General features: G+C 64.8%; 22 protein-coding genes. 9 read left to right on the top strand and 13 right to left on the bottom strand.

Going from position 1 to position 20,013, the window contains the following annotated elements:
• From KF724_13430 to KF724_13415, 4 genes are all read left to right on the top strand, one after another.
• Window positions 1–419, top strand: a 419-nt coding sequence (locus KF724_13430; protein ID MBX3356691.1) for a DUF2924 domain-containing protein, incomplete at its 5' end; no start/stop codon positions are given.
• Window positions 416–1,786 (top strand): recombinase family protein, encoded by a 1,371-nt coding sequence (locus KF724_13425; GenBank protein ID MBX3356690.1) that lies wholly within the window; start codon window positions 416–418, stop codon window positions 1,784–1,786. The genes KF724_13430 and KF724_13425, both read left to right, overlap by 4 nt.
• Window positions 1,783–2,184 (top strand): hypothetical protein, encoded by a 402-nt coding sequence (locus KF724_13420; protein ID MBX3356689.1) that lies wholly within the window; start codon window positions 1,783–1,785, stop codon window positions 2,182–2,184. Before KF724_13425 ends, KF724_13420 begins: the two co-directional genes overlap by 4 nt.
• 91 nt (window positions 2,185–2,275) lie before the next feature.
• Window positions 2,276–3,604: a hypothetical protein gene (locus tag KF724_13415; GenBank protein MBX3356688.1), complete on the top strand. Its 1,329-nt coding sequence runs from the start codon at window positions 2,276–2,278 to the stop codon at window positions 3,602–3,604.
• 415 nt (window positions 3,605–4,019) lie between these two features.
• On the opposite strand, the gene KF724_13410 is transcribed toward KF724_13415, so the two are convergent.
• Entirely contained in the window at window positions 4,020–4,589 is a 570-nt protein-coding gene (locus KF724_13410) for a hypothetical protein (GenBank protein ID MBX3356687.1), read from the bottom strand.
• 41 nt (window positions 4,590–4,630) lie between these two features.
• On the opposite strand from KF724_13410, the gene KF724_13405 reads away from it, so the two are divergent.
• The 3 genes from KF724_13405 to KF724_13395 all read left to right on the top strand — a co-directional run bounded on the left by KF724_13405 (window position 4,631) and on the right by KF724_13395 (window position 9,252).
• Entirely contained in the window at window positions 4,631–4,933 is a 303-nt protein-coding gene (locus tag KF724_13405; GenBank protein ID MBX3356686.1) for a hypothetical protein, read from the top strand.
• Complete coding sequence (locus tag KF724_13400) at window positions 4,930–7,347, top strand: hypothetical protein (GenBank protein MBX3356685.1); 2,418 nt, start codon at window positions 4,930–4,932, stop codon at window positions 7,345–7,347. Before KF724_13405 ends, KF724_13400 begins: the two co-directional genes overlap by 4 nt.
• A 558-nt stretch (window positions 7,348–7,905) precedes the next feature.
• Window positions 7,906–9,252, top strand: a complete 1,347-nt coding sequence (locus KF724_13395; GenBank protein MBX3356684.1) for a ParB N-terminal domain-containing protein — start codon at window positions 7,906–7,908, stop codon at window positions 9,250–9,252.
• A 134-nt stretch (window positions 9,253–9,386) separates the two neighbouring features.
• Here the strand turns inward: KF724_13395 and KF724_13390 are convergent, their stop codons facing one another.
• From KF724_13390 to KF724_13375, 4 genes are read right to left on the bottom strand one after another with little or no spacing between them, the layout of a single operon-like run.
• Window positions 9,387–9,872, bottom strand: a complete 486-nt coding sequence (locus tag KF724_13390; GenBank protein MBX3356683.1) for a hypothetical protein — start codon at window positions 9,870–9,872, stop codon at window positions 9,387–9,389.
• Window positions 9,873–9,875: 3 nt separating this feature from the next.
• Entirely contained in the window at window positions 9,876–10,256 is a 381-nt protein-coding gene (locus KF724_13385) for a hypothetical protein (GenBank protein MBX3356682.1), read from the bottom strand.
• 3 nt (window positions 10,257–10,259) lie between these two features.
• Window positions 10,260–11,216 carry a DUF3085 domain-containing protein gene (locus KF724_13380; GenBank protein ID MBX3356681.1) on the bottom strand — a complete coding sequence of 319 codons (957 nt, stop codon included), beginning with the start codon at window positions 11,214–11,216 and terminating at the stop codon, window positions 10,260–10,262.
• An 8-nt stretch (window positions 11,217–11,224) separates the two neighbouring features.
• The gene (locus KF724_13375; GenBank protein ID MBX3356680.1) at window positions 11,225–11,485 is read right to left on the bottom strand and encodes a hypothetical protein; all 261 of its coding nucleotides are present in this window, start codon (window positions 11,483–11,485) and stop codon (window positions 11,225–11,227) included.
• Between the two features lie 180 nt (window positions 11,486–11,665).
• On the opposite strand from KF724_13375, the gene KF724_13370 reads away from it, so the two are divergent.
• Window positions 11,666–11,887, top strand: a complete 222-nt coding sequence (locus tag KF724_13370) for a hypothetical protein (GenBank protein MBX3356679.1) — start codon at window positions 11,666–11,668, stop codon at window positions 11,885–11,887.
• Window positions 11,877–14,177 carry a phage terminase large subunit family protein gene (locus KF724_13365; protein MBX3356678.1) on the top strand — a complete coding sequence of 767 codons (2,301 nt, stop codon included), beginning with the start codon at window positions 11,877–11,879 and terminating at the stop codon, window positions 14,175–14,177. Before KF724_13370 ends, KF724_13365 begins: the two co-directional genes overlap by 11 nt.
• Before the next feature lie 87 nt (window positions 14,178–14,264).
• On the opposite strand, the gene KF724_13360 is transcribed toward KF724_13365, so the two are convergent.
• Genes KF724_13360 through gspG form a run of 8 tightly spaced genes read right to left on the bottom strand, consistent with a single transcriptional unit; the run spans window position 14,265 to window position 20,011 of the window.
• Window positions 14,265–14,843 (bottom strand): tetratricopeptide repeat protein, encoded by a 579-nt coding sequence (locus KF724_13360; GenBank protein ID MBX3356677.1) that lies wholly within the window; start codon window positions 14,841–14,843, stop codon window positions 14,265–14,267.
• Between the two features lie 8 nt (window positions 14,844–14,851).
• The gene (locus tag KF724_13355; GenBank protein MBX3356676.1) at window positions 14,852–15,400 is read right to left on the bottom strand and encodes a hypothetical protein; all 549 of its coding nucleotides are present in this window, start codon (window positions 15,398–15,400) and stop codon (window positions 14,852–14,854) included.
• Complete coding sequence (locus KF724_13350) at window positions 15,397–16,350, bottom strand: hypothetical protein (GenBank protein MBX3356675.1); 954 nt, start codon at window positions 16,348–16,350, stop codon at window positions 15,397–15,399. Before KF724_13350 ends, KF724_13355 begins: the two co-directional genes overlap by 4 nt.
• Window positions 16,347–16,877 (bottom strand): hypothetical protein, encoded by a 531-nt coding sequence (locus tag KF724_13345; protein MBX3356674.1) that lies wholly within the window; start codon window positions 16,875–16,877, stop codon window positions 16,347–16,349. Before KF724_13345 ends, KF724_13350 begins: the two co-directional genes overlap by 4 nt.
• Complete coding sequence (locus KF724_13340; protein MBX3356673.1) at window positions 16,874–17,872, bottom strand: hypothetical protein; 999 nt, start codon at window positions 17,870–17,872, stop codon at window positions 16,874–16,876. The genes KF724_13345 and KF724_13340 overlap by 4 nt, the downstream gene beginning before the upstream one ends.
• Window positions 17,869–19,041 (bottom strand): type II secretion system protein, encoded by a 1,173-nt coding sequence (locus KF724_13335; protein MBX3356672.1) that lies wholly within the window; start codon window positions 19,039–19,041, stop codon window positions 17,869–17,871. The genes KF724_13340 and KF724_13335 overlap by 4 nt, the downstream gene beginning before the upstream one ends.
• Window positions 19,038–19,559, bottom strand: a complete 522-nt coding sequence (locus KF724_13330) for a type II secretion system protein (GenBank protein MBX3356671.1) — start codon at window positions 19,557–19,559, stop codon at window positions 19,038–19,040. Before KF724_13330 ends, KF724_13335 begins: the two co-directional genes overlap by 4 nt.
• Window positions 19,556–20,011 (bottom strand): type II secretion system major pseudopilin GspG, encoded by a 456-nt coding sequence (gene gspG, locus KF724_13325; GenBank protein MBX3356670.1) that lies wholly within the window; start codon window positions 20,009–20,011, stop codon window positions 19,556–19,558. The genes KF724_13330 and gspG overlap by 4 nt, the downstream gene beginning before the upstream one ends.
• Window positions 20,012–20,013 lie beyond the last annotated feature (2 nt).

Below are 20,013 nucleotides of genomic sequence, written 5' to 3'. Positions count from 1 at the left end.
CCTTCGGCGAGCAGGCACGAAGCCGCCACCGCCAGTACTTGATCCGCCGGATCGCGTGGCGCATCCAAGCCAATGCCGAGGGCGGGCTCACCGAGAGGGCGCTGCGGCTGGCGGATGAATTGGCCAACGACGCCGATGTCCGCGTGACGCCGCCGCGCCCCTCAAGTGGACGGGTCTCGGAATCTGTGCGCCCGCGACCAACGGAGCGCGACCTTCCCGCACACCATGATCCCCGACTCCCGCGACCTGGAAACGCGATCGTCCGCGACTACAAGGGCCGGCGGCTCGTCGTCAATGTCCTTGATGACGGCTTCGAGTGGGATGGCGTGCGGTATCCATCGCTCTCGGCTGTCGCGAAGGCGATCACCGGGTCACATCTGAACGGCTTCAGGTTCTTCGGCCTTGGAGGTGGTCAATGATCGCTCGAAAGCACCAGGTGGCATCGGCGCCGAAGAGAGTCCGCTGCGCGATCTACACGAGGAAGAGCACCGAGGAGGGACTCGAGCAGGAGTTCAACTCCCTCGACGCCCAGCGCGAGGCCGGCGAGGCATACATCGCCAGCCAGAAGTCGGACGGCTGGACCTGCCTTCCGGGGCGCTATGACGATGGCGGTTTCACCGGCGGCAACATCGAGCGGCCCGCGCTCCAGCGGCTTCTAGCGGACATCGGCTCCGGGGCGATCGACTGCGTGGTGGTCTACAAGGTCGATCGGCTCAGCCGATCACTCCTCGACTTCACGAGGATCATGGAGACCTTCGAGCGCCACGGCGTCTCCTTCGTCTCGGTGACGCAGGCGTTCAACACGCGCGATTCGATGGGTCGCCTGATGCTGAACGTGCTGCTCTCGTTCGCGCAATTCGAACGCGAGATCATCGGCGAGCGCATCCGGGACAAGATTGCCGCGGCGCGCCGCAAGGGGAAATGGGCCGGAGGCAAGCCGATGCTCGGCTACGACGTGGATCGCTCCGGTCCAAGTCCGAAGCTCAGGGCGAACGCCGAGGAGGCATCGCGGGTGCGGAGCATCTTCGATCTCTATCTCGAGCGCGGATCACTTCTGCCTGTGGTCGAGGAGATCGAGCGTCGCGGCTGGACGAACAAGGTCTGGTGGACGAAGGATGGTCGCACGCTCGGCGGCCGTCGTTTCGATCGCCCATCGGTCCACCAGCTTCTCACGAACCCCATCTACGCGGGTCGGATCGTCCACAAGGGGGAGCAGTTCGGTGGTGAGCACGAGGCGATCGTCCCGCCTGCGATCTTCGAACGCGTCCAGCGGCAATTGCACTCCAATGGCCGTGCAGGCGCAACAGCCCGGGGAGTGGCGCAGAGCGCGCTACTCCGCGGGAGACTGCGGTGTCGCGCCTGCGATTGCGCCATGGTGCATGTGCTGAGCGGTCGTGGCACGAAGCGATACCGCTACTACATCTGCTCGAAGGCCAATCGCACGAGCCGGTCCAGTTGCCCAGCGCCGTCGCTACCGGCGGCCGAGATCGAGCGGGTGGTGATCCAGCAGCTTGCGACGGTGATGCGACTGCCAGGGCCGATGGCGGCGATCACCGAGATCGCATGCGATGCGACGCAGGGAGTCGTCAGAGAATCCGAGGTGTGGGGTGCGCTCAAGGACTTTGAATCGATCTGGAGTTCGCTCTCGCCGAAGGATCGGTCGCGCGTGCTGGATCTCGCGATCGAGCGGATCGTGTATGACGCAGGCGACTCGAGCATCGAGGTGGTGTTCCGCGAATCGGTCCTCGGCAATATGAATGCTGAATCACTGGAGGTGGCGGCATGATGGCGCTTCGTGCGAAGGTGCATGTGACGCGTGCGGCGCGAGGCCGCGTGGTGCTGGCGGACGCGCAGCCAGCGGAATCGCCGGTCACTTGCGGGGACCGGGTGCCGCGCATCGCGCGGCTGATGGCGCTGGCGATCCGGTTCGACCGGCTGCTGCGAGAGGGCAGGGTGAAGAGCCTGACGGAGTTGGCCAGGCTCGCTCGAGTGACGCAGCCGCGCGTGACGCAGATCCTGAATCTGACGCTGCTTGCGCCTGACATTCAGGAATCGGTGCTGTCACTCTCATCCGCTGAATCGGGTCGGGAGCAGATCCACGAGCGATTGCTGCGACCGATCGCGGCGATGGCGGATTGGCAGAAGCAGCGCCGAGATTGGGCGGCATTGCGTCCGCGCTGCTGAATCGGCCGTAGTTTGTTGACCCGAAGCACTGCACCTGCAACGCGTGCGCTACCACCACTTGCGAACTGTCAAACCGAAGGAAGGAACACGAATGGGCCAGCCCGATCCGACAGAAGACAACGACGGCCCTCCGCCTTCCCCGGCTGACTTTGAGGTCGCCGACATCGTGATGGCAAAGCGGTTCGCTTCCTTCGCCGAGGGTACGCCCGAGTACTCCGCGCAGCGAACGGCGCTGGCAAGACTTCGCGCGTGGGCCGGAGGTGATCGATTTGCTTTCATCTACGGGCTGCGCGAACCGCGGAACGCTGTGGAGCGGATCCAGCGTGCCGTGGAGCAGGAGGGCGGCGGGTCGGATGAGTTCGGACGGCGGCTTGAGGCCTATGCCAAGCGGCCGATCGACGTCGAGATGCTCGAAGCGTTCTGCCGCGAATCGTCGCGGCGGCTGGACGACTACAGCCAGATGTTGATGCTCGTCCATGAAGCCGCAAGTGATCAGAGTCGTCGCATGTCGTTGCCGCGGGTGGAGCAGCTGATTGACAAAGCGGTAAAGCGGCTCTCACGCAGGAGCAGGCTATTCAAAGAGGAGAACGTAACCGTCTCTGAGTTCCTCACCGAGGTGCGCGACAGCCTGGAGCCCGCGCGCTGTGCGAACTCGTTTGGCATGAATGCCCACCACCTGCTGCAAAGAGTCGTTTCCCATGCCGTGCAGGGGTGGACCAGCGCCCGCCAGACTGCGCATAAGAGCCAAACGAGGCCCGAGTACTCCTATGCCACGACGGCCATCGCCTTGTTCCACAAGTCGTGGATGGAGTCGGGGAACCTGCCGCGGCCAAGCGAGCTCCAGCTTTACCTCGAATTGGAGCGACTCCGCGCTGCACGCGTGCTCGAAGGCGGAAAGGTCCTTGCGACCGTCGACACTGCAGGCGACACGAGCTCCGAGTCGTCCCCGGTGATCGAAGTGAAGAACGGTCTCACCTCGGAGTCCAGCAAAGCGACAACGACGCCGAGGAAGGGGCGGATGGGATTCGAGGTCGTGCGAGTTCGGGTCGAGGAGATCGTTCGTGCGGAGGGTTACGTCGGCAGAAACAAGCTCGCAGAACGAATCGGTTGCTCAACGGCCCTCATCGATCGGGTGGTGAGGTCGTCGACGCACCTCACCAAACTGGCGGCAAGTCGTCGATCCGCCGTGGCTGGGCGACGTCGAGAAATTGCACTGGAACCATGGGCGCTCGATCAACGAGGCGGGGATGGCCGCACCTCCCCGGTCGGCTCAGAAGAGGTCGAACAAGGCGCGTCTGGACCTCCCGATGCGACCCTCAAGGACCTCATCCAACAGCAGCAGGAGGATGACCTCCGGGATGATCGGCAAGCCCAGGCATTCAAGGTAGGCCGCCGGTATCGCGCGCGGCGTACGGAGTGATGCCCCAGGTGGTTGCAACGGCCGCGCAGCCGGTTGAAGCGAATCGGTGCGGCGAAAACCGCTCAATCCGCAGGGAGTGACCCAACCGCGCGCGGACTTCCGAGCAGGCATTCCGCCTGCCTGGGAGCCCCACGCCAATGGTCCAGCACAGGACGCCGCAACTCATCACACCCGGAGTGATCGCTCGCCAACTCGGGGAGCCACTTCATCGCGTCACATACCTCCTTCGGACGCGGTCCCACATCAGGCCTGCAGCCCGGGCTGGGCGCCTGAGACTCTTCGACCACGCTGCGGTCGCCTGCCTGCGACATGAGGTCAACAGCATCGACGCGCGGTCACTCGCCCGCATGGAGAAGTCTGGGGGTGCCGCTTGAAGGGATCATCCCATGCGACCGCGAAGGCGACTGCTGACGAGTCAGACCTCGTGTTCGACGAGGTCATCGCATCCATGACCGATACCGAGGCAGCTCGGCTCGCGGGATGCCCAGCCCTCAAGTGGCTGACTGTCGACGACCATCGTCAGCAATTGCAGGCCGAGCTCATCGATCGCGCTGGCCGCCATCGACCGAGTCGCCGCGGTGGCAGCGCCCGTGCCTGGGCAAAGCCAGTCCTTCGGTCGATCCGTCGCGATCTGGTCCGCGAGGCCACTTGTTTGAAGAGGCAACCTCAAGGCAAGGTCCAGAGTCTGGACGAACCCGCGGGCCCCGATACGCATGCGGCGACGATCGGTGAGTTGGTTAAGTCGTCCATGCCGGGGCCGTGTGAGAGGTTGATCGAGAAGGAGCGACGCGATCAGATCGGACTTGTCGTTGCAAGCCTCCCGAACAACCTCAAGCTTCTCTGTGGTCTGCTTCAAGAAGGATCGGGGAGACGTGCGCAGGATCGCCTCTGTCTCAGCCGTCGGCGATTCGAGCGCGACATAGAAGATCTGAAGCAGGTGTTCGAACTGGCCGGTCTTGCACCGGATCGTCCAGTTTGCGCGCACGCCGTTCGCAATTGACGTACCTCATCAAAGGGGCCATTCCAATGACAGGGACCACCTGCCGGAGTCACTGGCATCGTTTCAGGTTCGACTGCTCGGTGCCGATCAGGGATTGCGAAGCGCTGCTGCGGCTTGCGTCGTTCGCCACCGAAGGGCTCTGCGGTATCGGCGCAACCTCGGCGGTGTCATATCGGCTGGTTCCCGATCTCCGAGTGGTCGAGATCGACATCAATGGTCATTCCGGTTGCATCCTCGCGGCGGTGTTCCGCGCGTTCGTGCGCCGCGAGTACGGCGTTGGCGGCCTCATCGAGGATCGCATCCTCATTCCAACGATGGAGTCAGGATGACGACGGCCGCCGTGATCGAATTGACGCCGCCGCCATCGCTCGACCTGATGAACATCCCCGCTGCGCTGCGGGCGCTCCCGCAGTGGGTGTGCTGGAAGTACATCCGTCGCGGCGGCAAGCAGACGAAGTGCCCCGTGAATCCACACGGGGGCGGGCGCGCCGACTCGACGGATCCTGCGACATGGGCTTCCTTCGATGATGCGTGCGAGGCATGGACATCCTCCCACCACGCCGGTGTCGGCTTCGTGTTCAGTGCAGACGATCCATTCTGCGGGATCGACCTGGATGCCTGCATCGATGAATCCGGGGTCATCGTCCCCGCCGCGCGCGAGATCATCGACGCGCTCGACTCCTACACCGAGATCTCGCCAAGCGGGCGCGGCCTCAAGGTGTTCATCGCAGGCCGAAAGCCCGATGGGATCGGATGCAGATCGAAGGCCATCACCGGATTCAAGGAGACGGAGATATACGATCGCGAGCGGTTCTTCACGGTCACCGGTCTGCGCGTCGACGATGTGGCGCACGATGTCCATGACCGGCAGCAGGCACTTGAGAATCTCTGTCAGCGTCTGTGGCCGAAAAAGGGCGCACCGCATCGAGGAAGGGTGCCTGCAAGCGCCGGCTTCGACGGTGATGACGAGGCGCTGATCGCGCTCGCGAGCGCCGCGAAGAACGGCGACCGCTTCAGCAGGCTCTGGGCAGGCGATGCATCGCAGCATGGTGATGATGCGAGCGCAGCCGATCAGGCGCTCTCTAACCTGCTCGCATTCTGGACCGGCCGCGATGCCGATCGCATGGATCGGCTGTTCCGGCGCAGCGGCCTCTTCCGCGAGAAGTGGGATGAGAAGCGCGGTGCCCGCACCTATGGCCGGATGACGATCGAGAAGGCCGTCGCGGACTGCCATGACACATACACGCCGCGCGCGCGGCGCAACGCGCGCGGTCCTGCTCCAGATGGGAGCGACGAGCCTGATGTCGAGAATGGCGACGAACTTCTCGTGCCCCTTGGTCAGATCGATCCTGCGACCGGTCGCCTGGTGCTCTCGGCCCGGCGCACGCTTCCAACGGCCGAGGCATATGTCCGCGCGTTCAACCAGCACGCCGAAGGCCGCACGCTTCACGGGTACGCGGGCATGCTCATGGAGTGGCGCGGCAATCGCTACTGCCAGGTCGAGGAGGAATGGATCAGGCAGCGACTTCAGCCGTGGTTGCACAAGTCGCTGCGATACCTCGTCAACAAGCAGACGGGCGCGATGGAGCTCGTCGATTTCGAATCCAATCCCGGCACGGTCAAGCAGGCGCTCGAGACGATTCGCGCCCACACGCATCTGCCTGCTTCCACAGTTTCGCCGTCGTGGCTCGATGCACAAGGGGATCGTCCAGCGGCGCTTGAGATTCTGCCGTGCAAGTCGATGAATCTCCATGTCCCCTCGGGACGCGTGCTCGCGCCGACACCGGCGCTCTTCACGATCAACGCGCTCGATTTCGATTACGACCCGGCTGCGAAGGCGCCCGAACGGTGGCTCGCATTTCTCGACCAGCTCTGGAGCGACGATCCCGAGTCGGTCGAGCTGCTCCAGGAGTGGTTCGGATACTGCCTCACCGCTGATACCTCGCAGCACAAGATGCTGCTCACCGTCGGGCCTCCAAGGTCAGGGAAGGGCACGATCGGCCGTGTGCTCGCCCAACTCGTTGGTGCTGCCAATGTCGTCGGTCCGACAACGAGCAGCCTTGCCGGCTCCTTCGGTCTGCAGCCGCTCATCGACAAGTCGCTCGCCATCGTCAGTGATGCGAGGTTCGGTGGTGACACCGTCGGGACCGTCGTCGAGCGCCTGCTGTGCATCTCCGGCGAGGACACGCTCACGATCGACCGGAAGTTTCTCGGTGCCGTGAGCATGAAGTTGCCCACGCGATTCGTGTTCCTGACGAACGAGCTGCCGCGATTGAACGATGCCAGTGCGGCACTGGCCCGCCGCTTTCTCGTCCTGCGGCTCACGAGGAGCTTCTACGGCCAGGAGGATGTCAAGCTCACGAAGCATCTGCTCGACGAGTTGCCCGGCATCCTGCTGTGGGCGATCGACGGGTGGAAGCGTCTGAACGCACGCGGTCACTTCGTGCAGCCAGCCAGCGTCGAGGACGCCATTCGTGAACTGGAGGATCTCGCATCACCGGTCGGTGCATTCGTCCGCGAGTGCTGCAGCATGGCACCGGGCCAGCGTGCGTGGGTGGACGATCTCTACAACGCGTGGAAGGCCTGGTGTGAGCGCGACGGTCGGCAGGTGGTCAGCAGCAAGATGTCATTCGGTCGCGATCTTGCGGCTGCAGTGCCCGGCATCAAGCGCAAGCGCGGAACCGGTCTGGTGTCGTTCTACGAGGGCATCGGGCTCTCGGCGGCGGACGGAGGTGTCCTATGAACCACGCCTCCACTGCTGCTTACTGTCGAAGACTGTCACGGCAGTCCCCATTGTGCTCTACATGTATGCACGCGGGCGCGTCACGTGCGCGCGCACGCGCGCCCGCGCCTGCGCACGCGCGGAAAGAGCTGGTGCGCAATGGGAACTGTCGTGACAGTCTTCGACAGTGTTCGGCAGTAGCCGACCGACCTGTGGTCTTCAATCGGAGCCAGAACACCTGCCCCGGAGGCGTCCAGAATCACGAGATTCGGCTCAGAAGGCCGCTTCCGGCGGAGGGCCTGTGTCGTGATCGTGCTGCCATCTGCGTCGATCATAGGTACTTCCGGCGCCCATCTTTCACGATATGCCACGCGGAACAGTTGCCGTTGGAGACTGACTTACGGCGGCCGGTCCGAATCTGCCAGGGACGCCACCTGGCCCACCACGATCGCCCCTGTTGCGTTGGCCGCTCCGGGTCGCCCAACCGCCGCCAATTGACCACAGAACGCCCCAAACGCCGCGCGCGGTCGCTGTGCCGACCACGGTCAGCACCAACTCTCACATCGAAAGGTCGAAGACATGAAGATCGAGCTCCGTCGTCCCACTGACATCAAGCCCTACGAGCACAACCCGCGCATCAACGACGGTGCCGTCGACGCGGTCGCCGCATCGCTGAAGCAGTTCGGCTTCCGCCAGCCGATCGTGGTGGATGAAGCAGGCGTGATCGTCTGCGGTCACACCCGCTGGAAGGCGGCGCAGAAGCTTGGCCTCGAGAAGGTGCCGGTGCATGTCGCGAAGGATCTCACGCCGGAGCAGGTCCGCGCGTTCAGGATTGCGGACAACAAGACCGGCGAGCTCGCTGAGTGGGACATGGACCTGCTGTCGATCGAGCTTGGCGCGCTCAGGGAGCTCGACATCGATCTCGCGTCACTCGGCTTCGACGAGGACGAGCTGCTCAAGATCCTGGCCGGCGACATCAAGGACGGCCTCACCGATCCTGATTCGATCCCGGAGCAGCCGGATGCTGCGACGACTCAGCCGGGTGACCTCTGGGTGCTCGGTGATCATCGGTTGCTCTGCGGTGACAGCGCTTCGCCTGCGGATGTGGACCGGCTGCTGGCTGGCCAGCCGATTCACTTGGTCAACACCGACCCGCCGTACAACGTGAAGGTCGAGCCGCGATCGAACAACGCGATCGCCGCTGGCAACTCATCGTTCCCCGAGGCGAAGCAGACGCACCACCAGAAGTTCGACAAGGCGCGCAATCCCGACTCAAGGGCGACGCACGCGAAGCTGCGGGCAAAGGACCGTCCGCTTGCGAACGACTTCGTGACGGACGAAGCGTTCGATGGCATGCTCGATGCGTGGTTCGGCAACATCGCGCGCGTGCTGCTTCCTGGCCGCGGCTTCTACATCTGGGGCGGCTACGCCAACCTCGGCAACTACCCGCCGTTCCTCAAGAAGCACGAGCTGTACTTCTCGCAGGGGATCATCTGGGACAAGCAGCATCCGGTCCTGACACGGAAGGACTTCATGGGCGCCTTCGAGATCGCGTTCTACGGCTGGCGCGAAGGCGCCGCGCATCTCTTCCTCGGACCGAACAATGTGAGTGACCTCTGGCATGTGAAGAAGATCCCGCCGCAGCAGATGGAGCATTTGACGGCCAAGCCTGCGGAGCTGGCAGTGCGTGCGATGCAGTACTCGTCACGCCCCGGCGAGAATGTGCTTGATCTCTTCGGCGGCTCGGGGAGCACGCTCATCGCCGCTGAGCAGACCGGTCGCAAGGCGTTCCTGATGGAGCTCGACCAGCTCTACTGCGATGTGATCGTTGACAGGTATCAGCGATTCTCGGGCAACGCTGCGGTGCTCGAGCGCACCGGCGAATCACCGATCCCGATGAAGCCCCGCGAAGAGGCGATGCGATGAGGAGCTCAGAGCAGTCAGCGAGCTGTCAGCGGGCGGTCAGCGAGCAGTCAGCGAGCAGTCAGCGGGCGGTCGTGCCGCAGAAAACCCCGACCGTAGCCGGGGTGGGGGGACGGTGGGGGCGCGTGACGCGTGGCCTACTTGCTACGCGGCAGGCCTGCCTCGCGCCGAAACGATTCGACAGCCTTGTCGGCGCTGAAGCCATCGGCCAGGTAGATGCGGTTGTCGAGGCCTCGCTCGCGGAGGAGACCCATGCGCTTCAGGCATTCGACCGCCACAAGGCAGCGCGTCCAAGTGCGGCCCGATGGCGCGACGAGTTCGTCGACCACGAACCAGCCCCGGAAGCCGTGGTCGACATCCTCCTCGATCGACCGGGCGATTACCTCGAGGTCGTCGAGGTCAACCGCGTCCACACCGATGTTGTTCGGGTCGATGGACTCGTTGGAGCGCCGCAGGAACCACCCGCCCTCGAAGGCGTAGATCGGCTCGGTTGGCGACTCGGCGGCGATGATGGCCCGCTCGAGCGCGTCCCACTCCTCGGCGGTGTCGGAGTCCTGGCGCCGTGCCTCGGCAAGGTCGATCGCAGCGCTGAGCAGGTCTTCGAGCATGCGTTCACGCGTCATGGTTCAGACCACCTCCCCGCGTGCCGCCGCGGAACCGGGCGAGCCTTCTCGAAGCGCGTGCCATTCGATCAACGCGTCCTCGTAGACCCAGTCGCTCGCCGCGTGATGCCGACGCTTGTCTGCAGGCACGATGCAGCCGCGCTCCTTGAGGAATGCCATCGCGACCATCACCTGCGTGAAGGGCGCATCGCCGTTGTCCGGGATGGACATGATGTAGTCGCGAATGCTCTCGCCGGTGAACGGCGCTCCTGCTTGGTGGTCGATGGCGAGCGCGACATACTCGTAGACCCGCTTGGAGCAGGTGTGTTCGTACGGCGCGCCCTTTCGAGGTACGACGCGCCTCACGAGCGAGTCGAAGGGGATGTTGAAGGTCTCTTCGCGCATGCTTCAGCTCGCCTTACCGTTGAATGCGAAGTGGCCGCGATCGGTCTTGGTAAAGCGAGCGTCCTTGCCCTTCGTCTTGATCTCGCGCGACATCGCGGCGTAGAGCGTCTGCTCGGGCGTCGCGCCGTTGGGCGATGTCCAGAGTTTCCTGTTCGCCATCTCGACGATCAGGTCGGCGGTGTTCATGGGCTCCTTCGCCGTCTTGAGCACCGTGGCCGCCGCGTCGAGCGCGCTCAGTCGCTTCGGCTTCGCCGCCTTGGCAGGCTTGGCGGGTTTGGCGTCAGTGGCGTCCTTCGCCTTCGTGGCCTTCGGCTTGGTGCTGGCCTTGCCCTTCGCAACAGGCGCCGCCGTGGCCCCCGTGGTGGCACTGGTGGCCTCCGTGGCCGTCGCTTCAGCGCTCGGGTCGCCGCCGGCGTCGAGCGTGGCGATGCGCTTCGCGATCTCGGCGCGTGCCTCGTTCTTGAGCCGTTCGCCGCTCTTCTTCGGTGCTGCCTTCGTGGCCGTCTTCTTCTTCGTTGCTGTCGTGGTCATGGTGCTGTCCTTGTTGCGGGCTGTTGGGTGAGACTCCGCGCCGCGCCCGCGTGCGGTTGGAGTCGGTTGAGATTGCTTGGTCGGTGGTGCCTTCATGACGATGGCCACGGCGCGTCTGCCGAAGTCGATGGCAAGGCGATGGCCGCGCTTCAGGTCGGCGAGCAACTGCTCTTGGCCGCCCATCGGAAACGAGATGCCGAAGTCGTCGTGGCCGACGAGGTAGTTCGCGACCTCGAAGGCGGCGGCGTTCTGCCTCGGGTCGCAGCCCTTCACGAAGGCGCAGACGCAGGTGCCATCGGGCTCCCTCATCGCGTCGGTGCAGAGGTAGAGGCCGTGGTCGTGCGCGAGCATGAGCGGCTTTCCGCTTGTGACGGCCGCTTCGACGAGGCGCCTGACGAGTGCCTGATCTGGAAAGTGAAGTCGTGGCATGGTCGCTTTCAGTTCGCGTCGTCCATGTCATCGAGGAAGGCCTCGATGTCGGTTCGCTCCATCCCGCTGATGAATGCGGTGGTCCAGAGAAGGTCATCGCGGATCTTCAGAAGGTCGCCGGTCAGTCCTCCGTTGCGTGGGTTGTTCTTCGCTCGCTCGTTGTGCTTGGCGAGTTCTTGCTGCAGCACATCAATCAGCTTTGCGATGTCGTTCTTGGCGCTCGTGTATGCGGCTGCGTTCTCGTTCGGTGTTGGTCGCTTGGTCTTCATGGCGTTGTCCTTCGTTCGCGTCGCGGTATTGCGTTCGCGTTGGCGACATCAGGGCATGGCATCGCCAACCCATCAAGGCGTAGCGGCAGCAATCCGGCCGGAAGTCGCGATGTTCCAAGGTGCCAGCGCGCCCCTTTGCGCCCCGTGGCGGATTCACGGCCAAGGTCCGAGGTGTGCGACATGAGCGATGCCGCGAACAAGAAGAGTCCCGCCTCGCTCTCCACCGTTGACATGGTGCGGCTGCTTCGCGCCTCGGGCTCGCAACATGCAAGCGAGGAGCGCCTTCGCGAGGACATCGAGGCCGGTGCGCCCACAAACGCAGACGGATCAATGAGCCTCGTGCACTACACCGCGTGGCTCGCGCGACAGGTCACATCGCAGGAGGCGAACCGTGGCCGCTGATCCCCGGAAGTTGCGCGCCGGTGAACTCTGTCGGCTGCTCAACTCGACGCCGCTGGGTGAGTGCCTTGGCGAGCGGCAGCTTCATCGCCATCGCACGCGCGCGGGTCTTCGCATCAGTGCTTCCGGTGATCACACGCGCGTCGATCTCCTTCGTTACGCCGCGTGGCTCTTCGACAAGCGGCACTCGCCCCCCCCGGAAGGTGATGGCGCTGACGGAACTGCTGGTGGGTGGGAGGCGGAGCGCGAGAGGACGCGCATGCGTGCGGCGCTCATGTCGATCTCAGGCCGCGAGATCGGCGAGCTCCCGGAAGTTCAGGACCCAGCGCGGCGGGATTCATGCGAACGCGACTTCCGGGGCTTCTGCGAGAAGTACATGCCGCAGACATTCCACCTGAAGTGGTCGCCCGATCACCTGAAGGTCATCTCGAAGATCGAGACCGCTGTGCTCGAGGGCGGCCTCTTCGCGATGGCGATGCCGCGTGGCAGCGGCAAGACCTCGCTCTGCGAAACGGCGTGTCTCTGGGCGATGCTCTACGGCCACCGGGAGTTCGTGGCGTTGATCGGTAGCGACGAGGACCACGCCGCGAACATGCTCGATTCGATCAAGGCCGAACTCGAGAACAACGATCTCCTGCTCGAAGACTTCCCTGGCGCGTGCTTCCCGATCAGGAAGCTCGAGGGCATCCACCAACGCGCCTCGGGCCAGCTCTTCCGGGGGAAGCAGACGCACATCGGTTGGACGGCGAAGGAGATCGTGCTGCCGACGATCGAAGGTTCGAAGGCCTCGGGTGCGATCATTCGTGTCGCAGGCATCACCGGCAGAGTCCGCGGCATGAAATACAAGCGACCGGACGGCAATGCGGTGCGACCGTCGCTGGTGCTCGTCGACGATCCGCAGACGGACGAATCGGCGCGGTCGCCATCTCAATGCACGAGCCGCGAGCGCATTCTCGCAGGCGCGATCCTCGGCATGGCCGGTCCCGGCACGAAGATCGCCGGACTCATGACGCTCACCGTGGTCCGCCAGGACGATCTGGCCGATCGCCTGCTCGATCGTGACAAGCATCCCGCATGGCAGGGCGAGCGGACGAAGATGGTCTATGCGTTCCCGACGAACGAGAAGCTCTGGAGCACCTACGCCGAGCTTCGCGCAACCGGGCTCAAGGCGGAACGCGGTACCGGTGAAGCCACCGACTTCTATCGCGAGCACCGCGAGGCGATGGACAAGGGCGCCCGCGTCGGCTGGGACGAGCGGTTCAATCCAGACGAACTCTCGGCACTCCAGCACGCCATGAACCTGAGGTTCGACGACGCGGCCGCGTTCCAGGCGGAGTACCAGAACGAACCCATCTCGGAGGCGATCAGCGATCAAACAGAACTCAAGGCGGACGACATCGCCGCACGTACCAATGGCCACTCCCCGGAAGTGATCCCTCACGGATCGACAATCATCACCGCCTTCATCGATGTCCAGCAGAAGGCGCTCTACTGGCTCGTCGCCGCGTGGGAAGAGAACTTCACGGGCTCGGTTCTCGCGTATGGCACGGAGCCGGACCAGAAGTCGGAGTGGTTTCAGTTGCGCGAGATCAAGCGCACGCTCTCGACCGCGAAGCCGGGGGCCGGTCTCGAGGGCGCAATCTACGCGGGTCTCGAGCGACTGACGGCAGCGCTTCTTGGCCGCGAGTGGAGGCTCGACAATGGCGGTTCGATGCGGATCAGCCGCTGCCTGATCGACGCGAACTGGGGCCAGTCGACGGAGGTCGTCTACCAGTTCTGCAGAGAGACTCCGCACGCGGCGCTCGTGATCCCAAGCCACGGTCGGTATGTGGGCGCATCGAGCAGGCCGTTCGCCGAGTACAAGCAGCAACGCGGCGAGCGTGTCGGAATCAACTGGCGCATCCCGCTCATGTCCGGCCGTCGCGCCGTGAAGCATGTGCTCTTTGACACGAACTGGTGGAAGTCGTTCATCGTGAGCCGGCTGTCGGCGCCGATGGGGGACAAGGGCTGCCTGACACTCTTCGGTCGCGACCCGCGGAAGCATCGCCTGCTGGCCGAGCATCTCACCGCCGAGTACCGAGTGCAGACCCAAGGTCGCGGTCGCACGGTCGATGAGTGGAAGCTCCGTGTCAACGGTCCCGACAACCACTGGCTCGACTGCCTGGTCGGTGCCGCAGTCGGCGCCTCGATGGAGGGCGCGACGCTCCCTGGCACCGGCACCGGCACGCGCGTGCGGAAGCGCGTCTCGCTTGCAGCGCTCCAGCGTGAGGCGTGGGCGAGGCGGGGGTGGTGATCGCAGGGAGATCGAGGCACGAGGTTGACGGAAACGGGATTGGCCTCGTTGTCTCGGAGCCGAGCATCGAGCAATTCTCTCGACTGCTCACTCTGCCTTCGCCATCTGCTTGCGTGCCCACACGCGCCATTCCTCGGTCTCGCCGCGCAGCGCGATCTCGCTGAGAAACCGTTCCGTTCGACTGTCGGTCTTCTTGGTGCGCATCTGGAGTCGCGTCAGCGCCTGCAGCGTCTGGATGTGATCCGGATAGACCTCAAGCGCCGTCGCGTACATCTGGATCGCCTCGTCGACGCGACCTGCCGACTCGAGCGTGAACGCGAGATTCATCCTGGGATCGGGGTGGCCGGGCATCAGTTTCCTGGCCCACTCGAACTCGTTCGCGGCCTCGTAGAGCTTGCCCTGCTTGAGATAGAGGATGCCTAGGTTGTTGTGGGAGGGTCCGTGATAGAGATCCGCGGTCAGCGCCTCGCGCAGCAGCTTCTCAGCCTTCTCCGGGTCGTCTTGCATGAGATCGGCCGCCTCGTGGTTGAGGCGCTCGGCCGTACTGGTCTGACGATCGCTCTCTGAGATCGGTGCGTAGGGGCCAGGTCGCTGCGTGGCGCAGCCGGTGATCCCGAGCGCGAGTGCCATCGACGCGATGAATGAATGCAGTGGTGTGGTTCTCATGGGGAGTTTCAGCCAGCGGGCACATGGTTAGATGGTGCGACATAGAGAACCGACAGCACGAGCGAGATGTCGAATCGCTCAGCCCCTGGAGCAGCGTCCTTCGATGGAGCGCGACTCATCTCGATGTTGGTCGGTGTCCAGAGCGGCTGCGTCTCGCGCCAGTGTTCGAGGAAGGCGCCGAGCTGCTGCGGTTGGATGCCCTTGAGTGCGACGCGCATCGCCTGCGCTCGCAGTTCGCCGCCTGGGGCGAGGTCGGCTGCGCTTGAGATCGGGCCATCGGTGTCCGTCGTGACGCCGCCGAGCGCGCCGCGCGGGATGCCGACTGCGGACATGGTCTCGTTGATCCGCGTGATGAGATCCTGTCTGGGCCGCTCTCCCATCGACGCACGCTGTCGAAGACTTCGCAGTGAAAGGACCTGTCGCGCGTCCTCGGCAACTGAGTGCGCTGCGGCCTCACGAGCGCGCAGCGCAGTCGTCTGCGATCGCGCCCACGCCCAGCTCGCCGAAACGACGAGCAAGCAGCTTCCGGCAGCAAGAGCGATCGCGACTCTGCTCATGGTCCGACCCCCCGATCAATGGTGTTCGCCCGTTGAGCGATTGCAGGGCCGGCGCCAGAGGCGGGGCCGGGGGGGCCGGTTCCGGGGGCGGGGGTTCCGGGGGTGAGGATGATGGTGAAGGTCACACCTTCCTTCGCCGCGCGCACCTGCGGCGGCTCAAGTCGGGCGCCCGGAAGCGTTCCAAGTGCATCCGCGATGCGCTGGGCTTCGCCGGCATCACTGGCCCAGCCCTCGATCGAGATCGACCGCGACGAGATGCGCGCTCGTTCAAGACGCGCCTCCGCGTCCGGCGGCCAGCGCTCGAGCGCTGCGGAGGCGAGATCCGAGACATCTTCGAGGCGGGGGAGTGAGACGGCGCGCGTACTGCGCAGCTCGCGCAGTTCCGCGACGAGCCGGAGATCTCCTGGAAGGGCGCTCACGCTGGGGGGCGCCCCCGGAATCCCCACCCCAGGTTGGCCGACCGCCGCACGAACGATGTCGCTGCGCCGGTCGTCGACGATGTCGATTGCGCGCCGAGCTGCGATGCCACGGGCGATGAACCCGGCGGCAACCGCGATCGTGATCAGTGCCGCTGTGACGGCAAGAGTTGCGAGCATCATGCGTCGCTGGCGTCGCACATCGACCGGCTCGAACGCGCCGATCAGGAGATCGAAGCGCGCTGCGTCAAGCGATTCGTCGAGCCTTGCCTGGATGAAGTCGGGTATCGATCCGGGGGTGGCGGAACTGCAATCGAGCGCTGCGGCACGCAGTTCCTCAGGCTCGATCGCGCAGACGACGGAGCGTCCATCGCGCGTCCGCACGGACACGATGTGCAGCGACTCGATCGCAAGCGGCAGGACATCCTCGGCGAGCGAGGCGATCTCCCCCGGAGTGAGCCGCCGCCCACCATGAACCGTGTCCACGATCGCCCAATAGAGATGCTCGTTCGAGATGGTCGCGTGACCGTTCATGAGCTTCCTCCGGAGGTCGGAGGATCGTCGACCCTGGGCTCGGTGTGTGGAGGCGTCACTTCTGGGCCCGACAGCGTCAGCGTGCGCGTGCGCGACCCCTTCGCGAGGAGGACTGAGCGTGGATCGACCTTTCGCACTTCGACATCGGCGATCTGTTCACCGTCGCGAACGAGATGGACGCGATCATCACTCGGGTCGTAGAGCGCTGCGACCAGTGCGCCGCCTTCGCGCACGATGCCGAGGAGTTGCAGGCGCTGCGCGATCGGTGTTTCGACGGGAGCAACTCTGGGCGTCGGCGCCACAGGTGGCGGTGCCGGCGAGAACCTCATCGCGAACCCCGGCAGCGCGCGTGAGGCGCTCACCGTGTCGACGGTCGGCGCCGTGCGGGTCGATGCGGTCGGAATCGCTGGAAGGTCGGGAGTGACCTGCGCGCGCATCGCCCAGAGTGCAGCGAGTGAGACGCCGATCCCACCGGCCACCCATGTGACGCGTGTCGCTCTCCGGTACTTCGCGATGGGCGCGCTCATTCGCGTGGCTCCGTGACGATCGGGAATCGCTGGGCGACGACCCATTCGCCGCGATCGCTCCGCTGCATGACGAGCCACCACGAGCGACGGGTGTGGCCGACGCTCGCATCGATCCGGATCGACCAGCAGTCGCTTGTCGTCGTGAATGCGATGGGTTCACTGGCGCCGGCCGACCCCTTGTTGGGGAGCGCGCCCTGATAGGGCTTGCCAGTTGATCGGCGCTGCCAGAGCGCGTCTGGAAGCGTTGTCTGTGCCGCTTCGGCGGCGGCTTCAAGCAGTGCGCGCGGTGCGGTGTTCACATTGAGGAAGAGTGTCGATGTCGCGGCATTCCCACCTGGAGGGACGCCATGCGTCGCCACGAGTTCACCGAGCGCCGGTCGCATCCGCGATCGAGGCTGGCGAGCCGAGGCCGATTGCGGCGCGTCGACTCCTGTCGCTGCAGCGGCGCTTGCCGAGGGAAGGATCGCACGCGCTCCACTTGCAGGAACGAGATCGAGTCCGAGCGGTGCGTTTGCAGGGATTCGCGTGGAGGCGACGAGATCGCGCACATCGGCTGGAAGAATGGTCGCAAGACCCGAGCGGCGTGCGGCGATGTTCCAGGGCACCATGCCGCGCTGGTCCCAGGCGGTGATCCGGAGGCGCCGTGCACCGGAGTCCTCGGAACCGATCTGGCTGAGCGCCGCGCCCTCCGAATGAGCGTCGGCCTCGATCAAGGGCAGCTCGACATCGAGAATGGAGATCATCGGTGACTCCGCATCCGCTGGCAGCGCACAGGTAGGCGATACCTGAGCGAGCCATGCGCGAATGGGAGCGAGCGCCGCATCGGCAAGGTCGTCCGCGATCACAAGAGCGCGGTCGGCATCCCGTCGAGCAACTGTTGCTCCGGCAGTCTGCGCAACGATCGTGGCGGCGACGGTGACGAGCATGAGTGCCGCCAGCACGATCAGGAGCGCGGCTCCGCGTCGATTGCGTCGTTGGAGCGTTCTTCGTTTCATGGCACGACGAAGCTCCTTCCGGTTTCTCCAATGCCCGTGATCACGATGGCAACGGTGAGCAACCGCTCCTTCTCCAGGTAGGTCGCGCGCAGTGCGGTGACGCCATCGACGAGGACGCGCGGCTCGCGTCCAGGAGCTGAGAGCATGAGGCGCGACGACGCTGAATCGACCGAGTATCGATGCTCGTGCTCGAGTGTGTACGGAGCACCATGAACATCATGCGCGTCATGCACAGCATGAACAGCATGGCGCGTCGCGATCACGATCGCGTCGCCCTCGATGCGAACCCGCGGCTCGGCCTGCCCGCCCGAAGACCCACTCAAGCGACTCCGTGCAGCACCGCTCCTTCGCGTTTGCGAAATGTCCATGTCGGAACTTCTCAGGTCGTCGCCGATGAGTTGAAAGACGGCTTCCGCGGCGCCCAGTCGATTGGAGCGATCGCGCGAGCTCGCGGCAAGTTCGGCAGCGCCAACGGTCCAGGCCGTGGCGGCGACAGCGAGGCTGCCCACGATCGCAAGCGCCGCGACCAGTTCGACCAGCGTCATTCCACGAGCCCCGGAAAGTGAGCGGCGCGAAGCAGTGACTCGCGTCACGCTTGAGCGGCGACCTGAAACCCTTCTTCTCGATCGCGTGGATGCCGGTCGCTCGATCCAGCGGTGGATGACGACATCGCCGCAGCGGAACGCGATCCAGTCACCGACCACGGAACGAGGCTGCGAATCGGGTGCGCCTTCTACATCGCTTTCACTTGAGCGCGCCGCTGCGGACTCCTTCGCTTCGCCACTCTCACCCGCACCCGACTCCACCCGATCGGATGGTGTCGTGGCTCTTGAAGGAGTCGTATCGTCCTGCGTCTCCAGTTCATCACCTCCGCGGTTCGGCAGTTCGACACGGATCGGCTTGCCGCTCAGCCGAGTCGAGGATGCCGCTTCCGCGAGTCCGCTCGGCCACGCGAAGGTGACTGCGCCGGAAGGAGGTCGTGACTCCCACTCTGGCGATGCCATGATCTGCGACACCGCGCTCGCGACGAGCGCTGTCTCTTCGACGCTGCCATCGCGCTCGACGAGCACGCTTGAAGCAGACTGGAAGAACGGCAGACACGCGATCACGATGATCGCAAGCAGGACCGTTGCGGCGAGCGCCTCGATGAGCGTGAACCCAAGCCTCACTCTCGTTCCTCCCACAGATGACCCGTCAGACCCGCCACATGGATTCTGCTGACCTCTTTGCCGTCACTCAACTCGTAGGCGAAGTCGATCGAGCGGCCTGCGCCGTCGATGAACACGCGATCAAGCACTCTTGCATCGCCCGAACTGCGAGCGCGTCGCTCGCCATGCGAACTTGCATCGCTCATCGTCAGTGAGAACCCTCTCTTCGCAGTCGATGGATTCCCATCAAGGACGAAGCCGAACGATTCGAAATCTCTGGACCGCAGCACTTTTGCAACCTCGGAGCCCGGCCGTCTCAGCACCAGCGCATCGCCTGCGTTGTCGACGATCAGCTCGGCGGAGCCATGTGCCCGCGCTTCAAGCCGAACCAGTCGATCAAACTGGCGCACCTCGGCAATCGCGCCTTGCCACGCGGTTGCCTGCGCGGTGCCGCCGAGACCGACCGCAAGCATGGCCGCGACGAGTCCGAGCAGGACGACGACCGCCATCATCTCGAAGAGTGTGAACCCGCGCCTCACGGCTGCCCGCCTCCAGCCTCGGAACCACCTGGTTTCGTGGTGTCGCGCAAGTTCGAGGAACTCACATCGGTGTTCTCGCCGTCGCCGCCGACCTGGCCGTCGGCGCCGAGGGTCAGGATCTCGAACGGAAGCCCGTTCGGACCAGGCGCCATATAGAGGTATGGCCGACCCCACGGGTCGATGAGCTTGTCGCTGCTGAGGTAGTAGCTCGCCGAGGCGGTCGCCATGCCGTCGGTCAAGGCCTTCAGCCCCACATCGTTCGTCGGGTACGCGCTCCGCTCGATCCGGAAGAGCTCGACCTTGCCTGCGATGACACCGATCCCGGTCTTCGCGAGTTCGGTCTTCGCGCGACCGAAGGTCCCCGAGAACCCGAGCAACAGCACCGACGCGAGCAGTCCCAGGATCACGACCACCGCGAGCACCTCGACGAGCGTCATTCCCGATCGACACATGG

The organism is Phycisphaeraceae bacterium (genome assembly GCA_019636735.1).
Classification (GTDB): Bacteria; Planctomycetota; Phycisphaerae; order Phycisphaerales; family SM1A02; genus VGXK01.
The sequence above is the reverse complement of the archived record's forward strand: the minus strand, read 5'-3'. Positions and strand labels throughout refer to the sequence as shown.